Here is a 17034-nt window from a genome sequence, read left to right as displayed (position 1 = left end):
CACCGGGTGGGACGGATCCGGAAAGCCGACGAGACCATCAGCCGGGAGGTCGACTCGGGCATCGCGGAACTGGTCCCCGACCCGGACGTGCCGAGGGCGTGGATGCTGCGCCTGAACGGCACGCCGCAGTCCCACGTCGACCTGGACGACCCGACGCACCTGGAGTTCGAGTACCTGCGCCGGCTCGGCCACGTCGCCGACCTGGTCGCGCCGGGCAGCGACCCGATCCGGGTGCTGCACCTGGGCGGCGGCGCGCTCACCCTCCCCCGGTACATCGCCACCACCCGGCCGCGGTCCACCCAGCAGGTCGTGGAGATCGACGCGGCGTTGATCGACCTGGTCCGGGGCGTCCTCCCGCTGGACCGGAACTGGCGGCTGCGCATCCGCAACGGTGACGCGCGGGCGGTCATGGCCAAGGCCCCCGAGGCCGCGTTCGACCTGGTCGTGACGGATGTGTTCGCCGGCGCCCGGACGCCCGCGCACCTGACGTCGGTCGAGTTCGTGGCGCTGGCGTCGCGCACCCTGCGCCCGGACGGCGTCTACGCGGCGAACATCGGCGACGGCGGCAAGCTGGCGTTCGCCAAGGCCCAGGCCGCCACCGTCCGCGCCGTGTTCCCGCACGTGTGCGTGCTGGCGGAGCCGGGCGTGTTCCGGGGCAGGCGGTTCGGCAACTTCGTCATCGTCGCGTCACACGCGGAGCTGCCGGTCGCGGCCCTCACCAGGCTCACGGCGGGTGACCCGTTCCCCGGACGCGTCGAACACGACGACTCCCTGATCCGGTTCATCGGCGGGGCGCCACCGACCACGGACGAAACGGCCACGCAGTCGCCGTCGCCGCCCAAGGGCACCTGGGGCCTGCCCGACGAGTGAGCGGTTCGCGCACCGCCCGTGCCGCGCGGGCGACTGCGCTACCTTTACCCGCCGGGGGAAGCCACACACTGCTAGGCGGGGTCGGTGCGGTTCGAGGCGTTGGGTGCCGTCGGTCTGGTGCGGGACGGCGGCGAGCGGGTGGAAGTGCCGTCGCTGAAGCGGCGACAGGTGCTGGCCCTGCTCCTGTTGCACGCCAACGAATGGGTGCGCGCCGACCGGATCGTCGACGTGCTGTGGGACGGCGTGCCGCCGCGTTCCGCCGCCGCCAACGTCAAGACGTACGTGTCGAACCTGCGCCGGCTGGCGGACGACGCGGTGCGGATCGCCAACGGCGCCAACGGTTACCGGCTCGGTGTGGCCCGCGACGAGTTCGACGTGCTCCTGTTCGAGGACCGGGTCGCGAAGGGCCGCGCCGCCTGGCACGAGGGGCGGGTCCGGGACGCGGTCGACCTGTCGCGCGCGGCGCTGGAGCTGTGGCGCGGCGAGCCGTTCGCGGAGCTGACCGGCGCGGAGGTCGAGGCGGTCCGGGCGCGGCTGGGTGACCAGCGGCTCGCGGCGCACGAACACCTCGCGCGGGCGCTGATGACGTCGGGACGCCACGACGAGGCCGTCGCCGTGCTGCGGCCGGTCGTCGCGGAGCACCCGTTCCTGGAGCACCCGCGCGGGCTGCTGATGACGGCCCTGCACCAGACCGGGCGGTCGGCGGAGGCGCTGGAGGTCTACGACGACGCCCGGCGCGTGCTCGACCGGGAACTGGGGCTGCGGCCCGGCGCCGAGTTGCGCCGCCTGCAAGCCGCGATCCTCAACCACGACCCCGACCTGGACGTGACCCGACCGCCGTCCGCGCCGCGCGTCGCGCAGCTCCCGGCCGCGCCGTCCGTGTTCGCCGGACGGGAGCGGGAGCTCGACGCGCTGACCGACGCCGTCGACTCCGGCACGCGGGTCGGCGGCGCCGTGGTGATCTCCGCGATCCGCGGCGCGGGCGGCATCGGCAAGACGTGGCTCGCCCTGCGCTGGGCGCACCGCAACCTGGACCGCTTCCCCGACGGCCAGCTGTTCGTCGACCTGCGCGGGTTCAGCCCGGACGGGCCGCCGATGGACCCCACCGCGGCCGTGCGGGGCTTCCTCGAAACCCTGGGGGTCGAGCCCGGCCGCGTGCCGGTCGAGCCGCACGCGCAGGCCGCGCTGTTCCGCAGCCTCGTGGCGCACAAGCGGCTGCTGGTGGTGCTCGACAACGCCGCCGACACCGCGCAGGTCGTGCCGCTGCTGCCCGGCGGCGACGCGTGCACGGTGCTGGTCACCAGCCGGGACCGGCTGCCCGGCCTGATCACCGGGCACGGCGCCCACCACCTGTCGTTGGACGCGCTGACCGACGCCGAAGCCCGCGCCCTGCTCACCGGCCGACTCGGCGTCGAACGGGTCGCGGCGGAGGAACCGGCCGTGGCCGACCTCGTGCGGCTGTGCGGCGGATTCCCGCTCGCGTTGAGCATCGTCGCCGCCCGCGCCCGCATGGAGCCGGGGACACCGCTCGCCACCATCGCCACCGAAGTGCGCGACAGCGGGCTCGACGCGCTCGACGAGGACGACCCGGCCGCCAGCCTGCCCGCCGTGCTGTCGTGGTCCTACCGGGCGCTCACGGCGGAGCAGGCGGCGGTGTTCGGCCTGCTGGCCCTGGCGCCCGGCCCGGACGTCGGGCTGTCCGCCGCGGTCGCGCTCACCGCCCTGTCCCGGGCGATGACCGAGCAGGTGCTGGACGCGCTCGAAGACGCCTCGTTGATCAGCCGCGACGCGGGTCGCTACCGCATGCACGACCTGATCCGCCGTTACGCGGCCGACACGGTCCGCGGCGCGCGCGACTCGGCGGAGGCGTCCCGCCGGGTGGTCGACCACTACCTGCGCACCGCGCACGCCACGGTCGCGCTGCTCGACCCGCACCGCCCGACCGTCCAGCTCGACCTGCACCTCCCGACCGTCCCTCTCGACCCGCACCGTCCGACCGTCCAGCTCGACCCGGCCGCACCGGGCAGTGCCGCCGAACCGCTCCCGGACGCCGCGGCGGCACTGGCGTGGCTGGACGCGGAGCACGCGTGCCTGCTCGCCGCCCAGCGGGTTGCCGCCGACGAGGGCCGCCACCGGGCCGCGTGGCTGTTCGCCTGGTCGCTCAGCACCTTCCACACCCGACGCGGGCACCGGCACGACCGGCTCACCGCGTGCCGCGCCGGGCTGGCCGCCGCCGAACACCTCGACGACCACGCCGCGCAGCTGCTCGCCAACCGGCTCCTCGGCGACGCGTACGCCGACCTGGGCCGGCGGGACGAGGCGGAAGAGCACCTGCACCGCGCCCTGGGCCTGGCGCTGCGGCACGGCGACCACGCCGAGGCGGCGCACACCCACCGGGCGCTCGCGTGGTCGTGGGAGCAGTGGGGCGACGACCGGCGGGCGTTCGACCACGCGGCGGAAGCCCTCGCCGCATACCAGAAGGCCGACCACCCTGTCGGCGAGGCGTTGGCGCTCAACGCCGTCGGCTGGTGCGCGGCCCGGCTCGGCGACTTCGAACGGGCGCGCGAGCACTGCCTGGCCGCGCTCGACCGGTTCCGCCGCCACGGCAGCCTCAACGGTGAGGCGGACGCCCTGGACAGCCTCGGGTACATCGACCACCACAGCGGACGGCACGCCGACGCCGTGCGGCACTACGAGCGTGCGCTCTCCGTGCTGCGGGGCCTCGGGAACACCTACGAGGAGGCCAACACCCTGGCCAACATCGGCCACCCGCACGTCGCGCTCGGCAGGCCGGACCGAGCCCGTGCCGCGTGGTCCGAGGCGTTGGAGCTGTACCGGGCACAGGACCGCGAAGAGGACGCCGAGGACGTGCGCCGACGGCTGGACGCCCTCGACGCGCCGGGCGTCGAAGGCGTCGGTCCGCCGGCTCAGTAGTAGCGCTCCAGCAGGGTGAAGTCGTCGGCGTGCGGATACCGCTGCGACGTCCTGTACGTGTACAGGCAACTGGCCGTCGAGGTGTTGTGGTCGAGGCCGAGCACGTGTCCGATCTCGTGGCACGCGGTGTTCCAGCGCTGTGCCTCCGTGCCGCCGTACGACTCGTTCAGCGCGATGTACGCGCCGGTGGTGTAGGTCTGCGCGGAGTTCAGGCTGCGCCTGGTCAAGCCGACGACGTCCTCCCACTCGCCGGTCTTGCCGTAGGCCGCGTTGTAGACGATCACGCAGTGGACAGTCGTGCTGGGACAGCCCGAGGCGAACGTGCGGTAGTGCGAGTCGATGCCCGAGGTCTCGTTCCACTTCGTCACCGCGCGACCCACCGGCCACAGGCTGTTGGAGCGGTCGCGGAAGTACATCTGCGGCCTCGCCCAGCCGTTGTAGGACCACCGCGAGAAGCACGTCGTGCCCGTCGGCCACGTCCTGGACGTCCCGTAGGCACAGGCCGCGACCTGGGCGGACACGTCAGCCGTGCCGTCAACCAGCGCGACCCCCGGCACGCCGTTCGCGGTCAGCTTCCGGGCCAGGTCGGCCGGCGCCACGCCCGCGGCCGGCGTGTACGTCGTCTGGGTGACCGTCCCGTCCGCGTTCCGCTGGGTCGACATCACGGTGGCCGTCGTCCGGTCGGGCGTTGTCCGGTCGGGTGCCGTCCGGTCGGGCATCGCCGCCGCCGACCCGACAGCGGGTCCGATCGGGACCACCGCGAACACCACGGCCACCAGGGCCGCGAGCCGTCTGCGCATCGTTCTCTCCTCGCCGGTACGCGGGCACAGGAGGTGGCGTCGGCCCCACCCCTCGCCCGGAGCCGCCGCCGGATGCCCGACGCGCAGGAGCATCCGCCGCTCCGGTACACCGGCGGTACATGCGCCCGTCAGCGCGACGCCCCGCGTTCTGAGCGTTGAATTCGGGGGTCGCGAACGTAGGACTCACGGGATGCAGTGGCTCTGACCAAGCAATATGTGGGTATGCGCGTCGTCTTGGCACTCCCAGGGGAGCACAACACTCGCAGGGAGTCCCGGACGTGGCGACGATCGAGAAGCGCACCCGTAAGGACGGCACAACCGCGTACCGGCTGAAGTGGCGGTTCGGGGGGCGCTGAGAACGCCGCAGAACCCACCACAGGGCCCAGGGAATGTCCGGGGCCCGTTCGCGCGGAGACGGAGTTCAAAGAGTCCGTCAACGCCGATGGCGACAGGTAGGACACGCGCGTTCTGAACGTAGGACTCTCGCGGGGGTCAGGTCTGGTCGAGGGTGGAGACGAAGCGGGAGATGGCTTCGGGGGTGAGCTTCTGGGCCAGCCGGCCGGCGGGGGCCATGGAGCCCAACTGATAGAGCGGGCGGTCGGCGGCGGCCAGGCCGCGGGCCTCGGCGCGCAGTTGGGCGACCAGCAGTTCCGAGAACACCAGACCCGGCGCGTCACCACGGCCCGCCAGCACGTCGGCCAGCTTGCGCAGCGGCAGGATGCCCTGCTCACGCCCACCCGTGCCCGCGTAGATGGCCAGCGCCAGGTTGATCGCCTTGCCGCCGCCGCGCACGAACAGCCCCACCGTCCGGGCGCCGCGCATGTCCGTGACGAGCAGGTCCAACTCGTCGGCGGTGTGCAGGTCCACCGAACGCGTGCCGAAGGCGCGCACCGACAGCACGTGGCCTTCCAGCCACACCCGCCGCCGCGCCTCCGACCACGCCAACAGCAACAGCGGCACGGCGAACACGGCCGCCGTGACCAGACCGGCGGTCCGCCCGGCGAGCAGCCCCAGCAACCCGCCGAACGCGGCGGCGACGATCAGCGCGCCGATGCCGACCGTCCGCGCGCGCTTGCGCACCGCCGTCGGGTCGAGCAGGTCAAGGGCAATCCGCTCGCTCACCGGCCCAACGCCTCCAGCACCGAGATCACCACGTCCGCCAACGGCACGGCACGCTGATCGCCCGACGCCAACTCCTTCAGCTGCACGACACCGGCCTCGATGTCACGCTCGCCCAGCACCAGCGCGAACCGCGCGCCGGACCGGTCTGCGGCCTTCATCGCGCCCTTGAGCCCCTTGCCGCCATACGAAAGGTCGAACCGCACGCCGGACGCACGCAGCGGCGCGGACAACGCCACCAGCCGCGACTTCGCCGCCTCGCCCAACGGCACGCCGTACACGTCGCAGCGCGTCTCGTCACCCGGCGACACGCCCTCGACCTGGCACGCCAGCAGCGCCCGGTCCACGCCGAGCCCGAACCCGACGCCGGACAGCGGCTGCCCGCCCAGCTGCTCCATCAACCCGTCGTACCGCCCGCCGCCGCCGATGCCGGACTGCGCGCCCAACCCGTCGTGCACGAACTCGAACGTCGTCTTCGTGTAGTAGTCCAGGCCGCGCACCATCCGCGGGTTCTCCACGAACTTCACGCCCAGGTCGTTCAGGTAGGCCTTGACCTGCTCGTAGTGCGCCAGCGACTCGGCCGACAGGTTGTCCACCATCAGCGGCGCGTCCGCGACCAGCTCCCGCACCTCGGGCCGCTTGTCGTCCAGCACCCGCAACGGGTTCAGCTCGGCCCGCCGGCGCGTCTCCTCGTCCAACGGCAGCGCGGCCAGGAAGTCCTGCAACTTCTCCCGGTACTGCGGACGGCACGTGGCGTCGCCCAGCGACGTCAGCTCCAGCCGGAACCCGGTCAGCCCCAACGCCCGGAACCCCGCGTCGGCGACCGCGATGACCTCCGCGTCCAACGCCGGGTCGTCCACGCCGACGGCCTCGATGCCGACCTGGTGGAACTGCCGGTACCGCCCGGCCTGGGGCTGCTCGGCGCGGAAGAACTGCCCCGCGTACGCGAGCTTCACCGGCAGCTGCCCCCGGTCGAGCCCGTGCTCGATCACCGCGCGCATCACGCCCGCCGTGCCCTCGGGCCGCAGCGTGATCGACCGGTTGCCGCGGTCGGTGAACGTGTACATCTCCTTGCTGACCACGTCGGTCGACTCGCCGACGCCACGCGCGAACAGCGCGGTGTCCTCGAAGACGGGCAGCTCGACGTAGCCGTAGCCGGCCCGGCGCGCGGACTCGATCAGCGTGTCGCGGACCGCCAGGAACGACGCGGAGGTCGGCGGGAAGTAGTCGGGCACGCCCTTGGGCGCGGCGAAAGGAGGTGCGGAGGAAGGAGGTGCGGAGGAAGGAGGTGCGGAGGAAGGGGGTACGGGGGAAGGCGTCGTCACGGTTCTACAGTCCTCGGTGCGGTGCGGCCGGCGCGTCGGGTGAGCCCAGTCCCAGCAGGAACGGGTTGCCCGCGCGCTCGCGGCCGATGGTCGTCGTGGGCCCGTGGCCGGGCAGCACCACCGTGTCGTCGGCCAACGTCAGCACCTTGGTGCGCAGCGACGTCAGCATCTCGCGGTGGTTCCCGCCCGGCAGGTCGGTGCGTCCGATGGAGCCGGCGAAGAGGGTGTCGCCGGACAGCACGAGCCGTCCGCCCTCTTCCGTGCCGGCGCGGAACATCACCGACCCGCCGGTATGGCCCGGTGTGTGGTCGACGGTCAGCCGGAGACCCGCCAGGTCCAGCTCGGCGCCGTCGGCCAGTTCGCGCACCTCGCGCGGCTCCCGCATCTCCAGGTTGCCGCCGAAGAAGGACCGCGACTCGGCGCTGATGCCCTTGAGCGGATCGGACAGCAGTTCGCGGTCGTCGGGGTGGATCCACGCCGGTATGTCGTTGCCGTCGCAGACGGGCGCGACGGAGAACGAGTGGTCGAAGTGCCCGTGCGTGAGCAGCACGGCGACCGGGGACAGCCGGTGCTCGCGCAGCGCCTCGGCGATCGGCTCGGCCGCGTCCTGGCCCGGATCGACCACCACGCAGGCCTCGCCCGCGCCCGTCGCCAACACGAAGCAGTTGGCCTGGAGGGCGCCGGTCGGGAACCCGATCACCAGCACGGGATCACCTCTCGTCGGCAACGGATCGACAACGGATCCCTGCGGACCCCGTCAACCAGCCTATCCGGCATACACCAGCCATATACGTGCCCCCTAGACTGCTGACCGATCGTCGCCGTCGACGGGAGATCAGGGAGGTTGCAGGTGCCGACCAACGTGCAGCGCCGCGAGCAGGCCAAGCGGAAGCTGGAACGCCAGCTCGTCCGCAGGGCTGAGCGCGCGAAGCGGCGCCGGGTGCTCGCTGTAGTCGCGACCGCCGTCACCGTCGTCGTCGTAGCGGGTGGTGTGTACTTCCTCGCCACGACCGACTTCACCAACAACGACACCGGGGACGACGCCGCCGCGGCCTCGACCACTCCGGCGCAGAACGACGCCCCGGCGTCCATCCCGACCGAGCTGCACCCGGCGGTCAAGCGCACCGCGCCGCTCCCGGCCCAGGTGGCCTGCGAGTACCCGGCCGGAGCCGAGCCCGCCAGCAAGGAAGTCAAGGCCCCCGAGGCGGGGCAGGTGTCCGCTGAGGGCACTGTGGGCGCCACGCTCTCCACCTCGATCGGCGACCTCAAGCTGACCCTGGACCGCACGCTGGCGCCGTGCACGGTGAACAGCTTCGTCAGCCTGATCGAGCAGGGTTTCTACAACGAGACCACCTGCCACCGCCTGACCACGTCGGGCATCCAGGTCCTCCAGTGCGGTGACCCGAGCGCCACCGGCAGCGGCGGCCCCGGTTACAGCTTCAAGGACGAGGTGTGGCCGGAGCTGACCTACGGCCGCGGCCTGCTCGCCATGGCGAACTCGGGTCCGGACACGAACGGCAGCCAGTTCTTCATCGTCTACGGCGACGGCAAGAATCTCGAACCGAAGTACACCGTGTTCGGCACGGTGGACGAGGAGGGCCTGAAACTCGTCGACGAGGTCGCCAAGGCCGGCACGGACAGCGGCCAGGGCGACGGCAAACCGAACAAGGCGGTCGACATCAAGACGGCGGCCGTCGTCAAGTGACCCGCTGATCGCAAAGCACCACGAAGCACACGAAAGGGCCGCCCGGCACGATCGGGCGGCTTTTTCGTTTTCCCTCGATCCCACTTTTCACGGGACCCCGGTCACCGTCACCTGGGACGCCCGACTGACGGACACGCGGGTCCGGCACTCGGGAGAGGAGTGCCGGACCCCTGCGCTTTCCCTGTCGGTTGTGGGACCGACATGCCGGATGGTGACACCGGACTCTGACGTTTCGCTGACGCGAGGACCCCGGCGCAGTGCTACGACGCCGACGTCACCCGGTACACGTCGTAGACGCCCTCGACGCTCCGCACGGCCTTCAGCACGTGGCCGAGGTGCTTCGGGTCGCCCATCTCGAAGGAGAACCGCGACACCGCCACCCGGTCCCGCGACGTGGTCACCGACGCGGACAGGATGTTGACCTTCTCGTCCGCCAGCACCTTCGTCACGTCCGACAGCAGCCGGTGCCGGTCGAGCGCCTCCACCTGGATCGCCACCAGGAACACCGATGACGACGACGGCGCCCACTCGACGTCCAGCAACCGCTCGGGCGTCCTCAGCAGCTCGTCCGCGTTGGTGCAGTCGGTCCGGTGCACGGACACCCCACCGCCGCGCGTGACGAAACCGAGGATGTCGTCACCGGGCACGGGCGTGCAGCAGCGGGCCAGTTTGACCCACACGTCGGACGCGTCCTTGACGATGACACCGGCGTCACCGGTGACCCGCCGCCTGGTGACGGTGGACGGCGTGGACCGCTCGGCCAGCTCCTCCTCGGCGTGCTCGACACCGCCGAGCTGCGCCACCAACCGCTGGACCACGTGCCGCCCGGAGGTGTGCCCCTCCCCCACGGCCGCGTACAGCGCGGACACGTCGGGGTAGTGCAGTTCCTTCGACAAGGCGCCCATGGAGTCGGCCGAGACGAGTCGCTGGAGGGGCAGCCCGACGCGGCGGACCTCCTTGGCGATGGCGTCCTTGCCGACCTCGATGGCCTCTTCCTTGCGCTCCTTCGCGAACCACTGCTTGATCTTCGCCTTGGCCCGCGGGGACGCCGCGAACGACAGCCAGTCGCGGGACGGGCCCGCGCCCTCGGCCTTCGAGGTGAAGATCTCGATGACCTCGCCGTTCTCCAGCTTCCGCTCGAGCGCGACGAGCCGCCCGTTCACGCGGGCGCCGATGCACCGGTGGCCGACCTCGGTGTGCACGGCGTACGCGAAGTCGACCGGCGTGGAGCCCGTGGGCAGGGTGACGACGTCGCCCTTCGGCGTGAAGACGAAGATCTCCCGCGCCGCCAGGTCGAACCGCAGCGACTCCAGGAACTCGCCCGGGTCGGCCGCCTCGCGCTGCCAGTCCAGCAGCTGCCGCATCCAGGCCATCTCGTCGACCTCGACGCCCTTGCCGGTGTGCGTGCCGCGCGTCTCCTTGTACCGCCAGTGCGCCGCGATGCCGTACTCGGCGGTCCGGTGCATGTCGTACGTCCGGATCTGCACTTCCAGCGGCTTGCCGTCCGGCCCGATGACCGTCGTGTGCAACGACTGGTACACGCCGAACCGGGGCTGCGCGATGTAGTCCTTGAACCGGCCGGGCATGGGCTGCCAGAGCGCGTGCACCACGCCCATGGCCGCGTAGCAGTCGCGGACCTCGTCCACCTGGATCCGCACGCCCACCAGGTCGTGGATGTCGTCGAAATCCCGACCGCGCACGATCATCTTCTGGTGGATCGAGTAGTAGTGCTTGGGCCGGCCCTCCACCTTGGCGGTGATCCGGGCGCCCTCCAGCTGCTGGGTCAGCTCCGTGATGACGCCGCCCAGGTACGTGTCGCGGGACGGCGCGCGGTTGGCCACCAGGCGCACGATCTCGTCGTACTTCTTCGGCTGGAGGATGGCGAACGCCAGGTCCTCCAGCTCCCACTTCACCGTCGCCATGCCGAGGCGGTGCGCGAGCGGCGCGAGGACCTCGAGGGTTTCGCGGGCCTTGCGGGCCTGCTTCTCCGGCGGGAGGAACCGCATGGTGCGCATGTTGTGCAGCCGGTCGGCCAGCTTGATGACCAGCACCCGGGGGTCCTTGGCCATCGCGATGACCATCTTGCGGATCGTCTCGGCCTCGGCCGCCGCGCCCAGTTTGACCTTGTCGAGCTTGGTCACGCCGTCGACCAGGAGCGCGACCTCGTTGCCGAAGTCGACCCGCAGCTGGTCCAGCGAGTAGTCCGTGTCCTCGACCGTGTCGTGCAGCAGGGCCGCGACCAGCGTGGTCGTGTCCATGCCCAGCTCGGCCAGGATCGTCGCCACCGCGAGCGGGTGCGTGATGTACGGGTCGCCGGACTTCCGCCGCTGCGGCCGGTGCTTCTCCTCCGCCACGTCGTAGGCGTGCTGGAGCAGCGCCAGGTCCGCCTTGGGGTGCAGGTCGCGGTGGACGGTGGCCAGCGGTTCGAGCACCTGCTTGACCGGCGCCGCGCGCTGGGCGGTGATCCGACGTGCCAGCCGGGCGCGCACGCGCCTCGTCGCCGACGGCGGCCGTGCGGGCACGGGCTGCGACGTCTGGGCGGGTTCGGTGTCCTGGCTCAACCACGCTCCTCGGGTCTAGGAACCGAGGATAACTCCGTTGGGTGGCGGACCCGGGCGGCGAGCCGATGAGCGGTGCGGTTCACACGACGAGCAGCACCCGTTGTTCAGCCCGACCAGTCGCCCAGGACCGCGTTTCACCAGCGTGAACGTCCGACTAGTGGTTCTTGAGCGCGGTGAGGAACGCGCCGAAACTCCCGCGCGGGAAGTTCAGCTCACCGGCCGCCGGCTGCTTGCTGTCCCGAACGCCGGTCGATTCGGCGCTCACCACCAGTTCGACGCAGGCGGCGTTGGTCGAGCTGCGTGCGGACTTGCGCCACGTCCCCTGCTGGTCAGGCATACCTCGTGTCCCTCACTTCTCGAATGCGCTGTGCCGTCAGCTCCGGGCTGAGCGCGAATTGTGCCGCGTGGTCCCAGACAGCGGTCAGCATGCCCACCGCCCGCTTGTCCTCTACCACCTTGGTGCCGTTGTAGCTCTCGACGTAGACCGACAGCGGTTCGTCCGGCTCCGGGTAGTCGAGCAGGACCAGCGCCCCGAAGTGGGCACCGTACGCGCCGATGTCGAATGGGATCATCTGAAGTGTCACGTTGTCCTGTCGGCCAACACCGAGCAGATGCGTCAACTGATCAGCCATCAGCTCGCGGCTTGCCACTACACGATGCAGCACCGATTCATCGATCAGCGCGTGCAACTGAAGCGGGGCGGCATCGCGGGACAGCAGTAGTTGCCGCTCCTGCCGTTCGGCAGCACCCCGTGCGGTCCATCCCCTGCCTTCGGTCAGGATCAGACCCCGTCGCCCCAACTCCTCGGCATACTCGCCGAGTTGGAGTATCCCCGGGATGAGCATCGGGTCGAGCGAGCGTTCCCCGATCGCCTCACCTTCGTCCATCCTGAACCGCAGGTAGCCCGACAACAGGGTCGAGGCGTGCTCGACCACGACGGCGTCCACGTTCGCCCGTTCCCAGAGCGCCGTGCCCTCGGTCAGTTCCTCCTCAGTGGCCTTGAGGATGGTCATGATCGCCAGGAACGTCGGGTAGCGCGGCAGGTGGTCGCCGGACAGCAGCCGGTTGACCGTGTCCTTCGACGTCTTCACGCGTTCCGCTACTTCGGCAGGCTTGAGTGCCGCTCGCTCCAGGATCGGCTTCACGTATCGACCGAGTCTGCGCTTGGCACGTGTGGTTCCTACCGCCATGACGATCACCCTAACCACTCTGCGTAGTCACCTTTAACCCAGGGTTCACCCGGTTGCTTGCGGTAGGTTTGCCGCACGCAAATAATAGAGTGGCAACCATGACCGAGAACGTGGACGAGGAGGCGGCGCGACTCCGCTGCCAGTGGCTGGAAGTCCCGCACGGCTACGAACCGGAGGCGACGGTCGCACTGCACCGGGCGACCCTCGGGTTCGCCGAGCGGCATCCCCGATCCGACTTCGCCGCCGTGCCGCTGGAGGCGGCGGCGCAGACCTATGCCGTCATGGGCCTCCTCCGGCCCGCAACGACGATGGCGGCACGGGCGGTGGAGGTTCGGCGGGAGGCCTGCGTCGAGTCGGCGACAGACGAACAGCTGGGCAGGCACGCTTTCGCGTTGGACCTGCTCGCGAGCATCTTCCGGGCACAGGGGATGACGGACGCCGTGACAGCGTGCCTGGTCCAACTGGTCGAAATGCACTTCGCCCACGCCAACACCGCCGGTGTGGCGTGGGCGGTGCGTGAACTCGGCGCGCAGGCGCTCCTCGCCGGCGACCTCGACAACGCGGTCGCGAAGCTCACCAGGGCCGACGAGCTCTACAACGAGTACGGCGACGATCCCGAACTCGCCGAGGAGCGCGGGGAATGCCGCGTGTTGCTCGGGCGGGCACGGCTGGCTCAAGGCGACCGGGAATCCGCGCTGCTCTGGTTCAAGCGAGCCGCCGGAGACTTCACAGACGCGGGCGCCGCCGCACACGCACGGGAAGTGGAAGCACTCCAGGTCGCCGTGTGCTCATCCGTCGAGCCGCCGGCACCGGATCTGCTCAGCATCGGCGACTTCGGCAGCATCGACTGGAGTTGAGCGCGAAAGACGAAAGACGGTCAGACGGTCAGAGGGTCAGCAGGGCGTTGACGTCGCGGCCCGCGAGCAGGTCACGGCCGCCCAAGCCCTGGATCTCCAGCACGACCGACACACCGGTCACCACGCCGCCGGCACGTTCGACCAGCTCGCACGCCGCCGCGGCGGTACCGCCGGTCGCCAGCACGTCGTCCACGACGACAACCTTCTGACCGGCGGAAATGGAATCGGCGGGCAGTTCCAGCGTGGCGGTGCCGTACTCCAAGGCGTACGACACCCGATGCGTCACGGCCGGCAGCTTGCCGGGCTTGCGCAGCGGCACGACGCCGTAGCGCCAGCCGTACCCGAGCGCCGCGCCCAGCAGGAAGCCGCGGGCCTCGATGGCTGCCACCACCTGCGTGTCCGGGTGGATCTTGTCCTGCAAGGCGTCGACCACGGCACGCAGCGCGTCCGGGTCGGCCAAGACCGGCGTGAGGTCCCGGAACAGGACCCCCGGGAGGGGGAAGTCCGGGACCTCACGCAGCAGCCCTAGGGCTCGGTCGAGCTTCAACGGTGCTTCTTGCCCGTCGGACGGCGCCGCACGTCGGCGGTCTTGCCGGTCCGCGCGGGCACACCCGCCGCGGCCGCCATGGCCTTCTCCTTGCGCACCTCGGCCGCCACCGACTCCACGATGTCGCCACCGGTGACGGCCTCGCCACCGGCCTTGCGGGCCAGGTTGTCCCGACGGGTCTTGACCCGCGCGGCCTGCGCCTTGTACCGGGGGTCCCGCATCTTGAGGTCCACCGCGACCGGGGTCGCGATGTAGATGGACGACAGCGCGCCGATGGCGATACCGGTCAGCTGCACCAGCGCCAGGTCCTTCAGCGTGCCGACGCCGAGCAGGCCCACGCCGATCACCAGCAGGCCCAGCACCGGCAGCAACGCGATCAACGAGGTGTTGATCGAGCGCATCAGGGTCTGGTTCACCGCGAGGTTCGCCGCCTCGGCGTACGTGCGGCGGGTGAGGCCGAGCAGGCCGCGGGTGTTCTCCCGGACCTTGTCGAACACCACCACCGTGTCGTACAGCGAGAAGCCGAGAATGGTCAACAGACCGATCACCGTCGCGGGCGAGACCTCGAAGCCGACCAGCGAGTAGATGCCCGCCGTGATCACCACGTCGTGCAGCACCGCGACCAGCGCGGCGATCGCCATGGAGATCTCGAAGTACAGCGCCAGGAAGATCATCACGGCGAGGAAGAACACGCCGAGCGCGATCAGCGCCTTGCCGGTGATCTCACCGCCCCAGGAGGCGGACACGGCGCTGTCGCTGACCGCGCTCGCGCCACCGTTGGGCTTGAGGTCCTCGTCGATAGCGGCCTTGAGCGTGAACACCTCTTCGGCGGTCAGCGCCTCCGACCGGATCTGGATGGTCGCGGCATCGCCCGTGCCCACGGTCTGGACCGCGGTCGGCTCCTTGCCGATGGCCTTCTCGAACGTGTCCTTGGCCGCCTCGACGCTGATCGTGCCGGTCGAGCTGTTCGCGGGCAGCTGGACGCGCGTGCCACCGGTGAAGTCGATGCCCAGGTTGAACGGCTTGAACAAGATCGACGCGACGCAGATCAGCAGGATAATGCCGAACATCACGTACCAGCGCTTGCGCTTGCCGATGATGTCGAACGCGCCGTTTCCGACGTAGAGCCGCTGGAAAACGTTGGCCTTCTTCGTCTCGGCCACGTCAGACCTCCTTCACAGCGGTGCTCTTCGCACCCGACAGCGCGCGGTCGTCGACGGCGGCCTGGACGGCGCCGCCGAGACCCGACAGCTTCGGGTTGGACAGGGACTTCGACTTCGAGACCATGCTGACCAGCGGGTGCGTCACGAGGAAGACCACGATCAGGTCGAGCACGGTGGACATGCCGAGGGTGAACGCGAAGCCCTTCACCTGGCCGACGGCGATCACGTACAGGATCGCCGAGGCGAGGAAGCTGACCGCGTCCGCCGACAGGATCGTGCGGCGCGAACGGACCCAGGCGCGCGGTACCGCGGACCGGAACGACCGGCCCTCGCGCACTTCGTCCTTCAACCGTTCGAAGAACACCACGAACGAGTCGGCGGTGATACCGATCGACACGATGAAACCGGCGATGCCCGCCAGGTCGAGGGTGAACCCGATCCAGCGGCCCAGCAGCACCAGCACCGCGTAGACCACCACGCCGGACAGGACCAGCGACAGGATGGTCAGCACGCCGAGCAGGCGGTAGTAGAACAGGCAGTACACGAACACCAGCGCCAGGCCGATGCCACCGGCGATCAGGCCGGCCTTCATCGAGGCCAGGCCGAGCGTCGCGGACACCGTCTCGGCCTCGGAGGACTCGAACGACAGGGGCAGCGAGCCGTACTTCAGCACGTTGGCCAGGCCGGACGACTCGGCCTGCGTGAACTTGCCGCTGATCTGGGTGCTGCCGCCGAGGATCGCCTCGTTGATGCTCGGGGCGGAGACCACCTGGCTGTCCAACACGACCGCGACCTGCTGCTGCACGTTCGCCGAGGTGAACTTGGCCCACTTGTCGGCGCCGGCGCCCTTGAACGTCAGGTTGACGATGAAGCCCGCGCCCTGGGGGTCGGTGCCGGCCGTCGCGTTGTCGATGTCCTCACCGGTCAGCCGCGAGTACGTGGTGAAGTCGTCGTCCTTCACGCTGCCGTCGGCCGGCGGGGTGACCGGCGCGAGGACGTACTTCTCGGTGCCGTCCTGGTTGCAGGTCAGCAGCCGCATGCCCGGGTCGTCGTTGCCGAGCAGCGGGTCGACCTTCGGGCACGTGAACACCTGGAGCGCCTGGCCGAGGGTCTGCTCGTCCTCGACCATCATCAGCTGTTCCTGGCGGCAGTGCCTCGCCTCCTTGACGGCCTTGGTCGGGTCCTCGGAGACCTGCCCGGAGAACACCGCGCGGCAGTCGATCTGATCCTCGGCCGGCGGCGCGGACGGGTCCGCGGGCGGCGTGGTGGTCGCGTCCGCGGGCGGCGTCGCGGGCGTGGTCGTCGCCTCCGGCTGGGCCTCGAACGCCGGCGCCGGTCGACCCTGGGCGGTCGTGGTCGGCGCGGTCTCGGCCGCGGTCTCGGACGGCGCGGGGGCGCCGCTCGCGGGCGGCGCGGACGGGTCGGTCGGCGGCGGCGCGCTCTCCGTCGGCTGCGGCTCGGGCGCCGCGTTCGGCATCGGCGAGCCGATGACCTTGCGGAAGTTCAGCTTGGCGGTCTGGCCGAGCCGTTTGGCGCCCTCGCTGTCCGTACCGGGGACCGTGATCACCAGGTTGCTGCCGTCGCGGACGACCTCCGCGCCGGACACGCCCAGGCCGTTGACCCGCGTCTCGATGAGGGAGCGGGCCTGGTCGAGCGCTTCCTCCGACGGCGTCTGTCCATCAGGAGCACGGGCGGTCAACGTGACACGCGTGCCACCCTGGAGGTCGATACCGAGCTTGGGTGTCGCCTTGCCGTTCCCGGTGAGAAACACCAGGGAGTACAGCGCGACCACGATGAGGACAAATGCGCCCAGGTACTTCGCGGGGCGGATTTGCCCGGCCGGAGGTGCCACGGTCCGTCCGTCTCCTGATAGTTGACAAGGTCAGCGAGGGCGCAGCGTACCCCTGATGGTGTGAGCTGCGCGTCACTGCCTGGAGTCGGCGCCGTTCACAGTTGCCGGCTC

Annotated in this window: 14 protein-coding genes; 4 read left to right on the top strand and 10 right to left on the bottom strand. The window is 70.7% G+C overall.

What is annotated here, in order from left to right:
* Positions 1 to 6: 6 nt before the first annotated feature.
* Both F4560_RS01585 and F4560_RS01580 read left to right on the top strand, forming a co-directional pair.
* Positions 7 to 870, top strand: coding sequence for a spermidine synthase (locus F4560_RS01585; RefSeq protein ID WP_184915190.1), 864 nt, complete (start codon positions 7 to 9; stop codon positions 868 to 870).
* A gap of 84 nt (positions 871 to 954) precedes the next feature.
* Positions 955 to 3804 (top strand): AfsR/SARP family transcriptional regulator, encoded by a 2850-nt coding sequence (locus tag F4560_RS01580; RefSeq protein ID WP_184915187.1) that lies wholly within the window; start codon positions 955 to 957, stop codon positions 3802 to 3804.
* Here the strand turns inward: F4560_RS01580 and F4560_RS01575 are convergent.
* From F4560_RS01575 to F4560_RS01560, 4 genes are all read right to left on the bottom strand, one after another.
* Positions 3798 to 4604: a matrixin family metalloprotease gene (locus F4560_RS01575; protein WP_184915184.1), complete on the bottom strand. Its 807-nt coding sequence runs from the start codon at positions 4602 to 4604 to the stop codon at positions 3798 to 3800. The genes F4560_RS01580 and F4560_RS01575 overlap by 7 nt on opposite strands.
* A gap of 492 nt (positions 4605 to 5096) precedes the next feature.
* Positions 5097 to 5726, bottom strand: a complete 630-nt coding sequence (locus F4560_RS01570) for a hypothetical protein (protein WP_184915181.1) — start codon at positions 5724 to 5726, stop codon at positions 5097 to 5099.
* Positions 5723 to 6958 carry a histidine--tRNA ligase gene (gene hisS / locus F4560_RS01565; protein ID WP_312868092.1) on the bottom strand — a complete coding sequence of 412 codons (1236 nt, stop codon included), beginning with the start codon at positions 6956 to 6958 and terminating at the stop codon, positions 5723 to 5725. The genes F4560_RS01570 and hisS overlap by 4 nt, the downstream gene beginning before the upstream one ends.
* 94 nt (positions 6959 to 7052) lie before the next feature.
* Entirely contained in the window at positions 7053 to 7754 is a 702-nt protein-coding gene (locus tag F4560_RS01560) for an MBL fold metallo-hydrolase (protein WP_184915177.1), read from the bottom strand.
* 144 nt (positions 7755 to 7898) lie between these two features.
* On the opposite strand from F4560_RS01560, the gene F4560_RS01555 reads away from it, so the two are divergent.
* Entirely contained in the window at positions 7899 to 8753 is an 855-nt protein-coding gene (locus F4560_RS01555) for a peptidylprolyl isomerase (protein ID WP_184915175.1), read from the top strand.
* A 260-nt stretch (positions 8754 to 9013) separates the two neighbouring features.
* Here F4560_RS01555 and F4560_RS01550 read toward each other — a convergent pair whose 3' ends face one another.
* The 3 genes from F4560_RS01550 to F4560_RS01540 form a co-directional block, all read right to left on the bottom strand.
* Positions 9014 to 11314, bottom strand: a complete 2301-nt coding sequence (locus tag F4560_RS01550) for a RelA/SpoT family protein (protein WP_184915172.1) — start codon at positions 11312 to 11314, stop codon at positions 9014 to 9016.
* Positions 11315 to 11468: 154 nt separating this feature from the next.
* Positions 11469 to 11651: a DUF397 domain-containing protein gene (locus tag F4560_RS01545; protein ID WP_184915170.1), complete on the bottom strand. Its 183-nt coding sequence runs from the start codon at positions 11649 to 11651 to the stop codon at positions 11469 to 11471.
* Positions 11644 to 12504 carry a helix-turn-helix domain-containing protein gene (locus F4560_RS01540; RefSeq protein WP_246478024.1) on the bottom strand — a complete coding sequence of 287 codons (861 nt, stop codon included), beginning with the start codon at positions 12502 to 12504 and terminating at the stop codon, positions 11644 to 11646. The genes F4560_RS01545 and F4560_RS01540 overlap by 8 nt, the downstream gene beginning before the upstream one ends.
* A gap of 98 nt (positions 12505 to 12602) precedes the next feature.
* On the opposite strand from F4560_RS01540, the gene F4560_RS01535 reads away from it, so the two are divergent.
* Positions 12603 to 13361 (top strand): hypothetical protein, encoded by a 759-nt coding sequence (locus tag F4560_RS01535; protein ID WP_184915166.1) that lies wholly within the window; start codon positions 12603 to 12605, stop codon positions 13359 to 13361.
* Between the two features lie 28 nt (positions 13362 to 13389).
* Here F4560_RS01535 and F4560_RS01530 read toward each other — a convergent pair whose 3' ends face one another.
* Genes F4560_RS01530 through secD form a run of 3 tightly spaced genes read right to left on the bottom strand, consistent with a single transcriptional unit; the run spans position 13390 to position 16923 of the window.
* Positions 13390 to 13908, bottom strand: coding sequence for an adenine phosphoribosyltransferase (locus tag F4560_RS01530; RefSeq protein ID WP_184915163.1), 519 nt, complete (start codon positions 13906 to 13908; stop codon positions 13390 to 13392).
* A complete protein-coding gene (gene secF, locus F4560_RS01525) occupies positions 13905 to 15071 on the bottom strand; it encodes a protein translocase subunit SecF (RefSeq protein WP_184915160.1) in 1167 nt (388 codons plus the stop codon). The genes F4560_RS01530 and secF overlap by 4 nt, the downstream gene beginning before the upstream one ends.
* Position 15072: 1 nt before the next feature.
* Positions 15073 to 16923, bottom strand: a complete 1851-nt coding sequence (gene secD / locus F4560_RS01520) for a protein translocase subunit SecD (RefSeq protein WP_184915158.1) — start codon at positions 16921 to 16923, stop codon at positions 15073 to 15075.
* Positions 16924 to 17034: the final 111 nt, after the last annotated feature.

It is taken from the genome of Saccharothrix ecbatanensis, from assembly GCF_014205015.1.
In the GTDB taxonomy this organism is placed as follows: Bacteria; Actinomycetota; Actinomycetes; order Mycobacteriales; family Pseudonocardiaceae; genus Actinosynnema; species Actinosynnema ecbatanense.
Note: the sequence above shows the minus strand (reverse complement) of the source record. Positions and strands in the feature narration are given on the sequence as shown.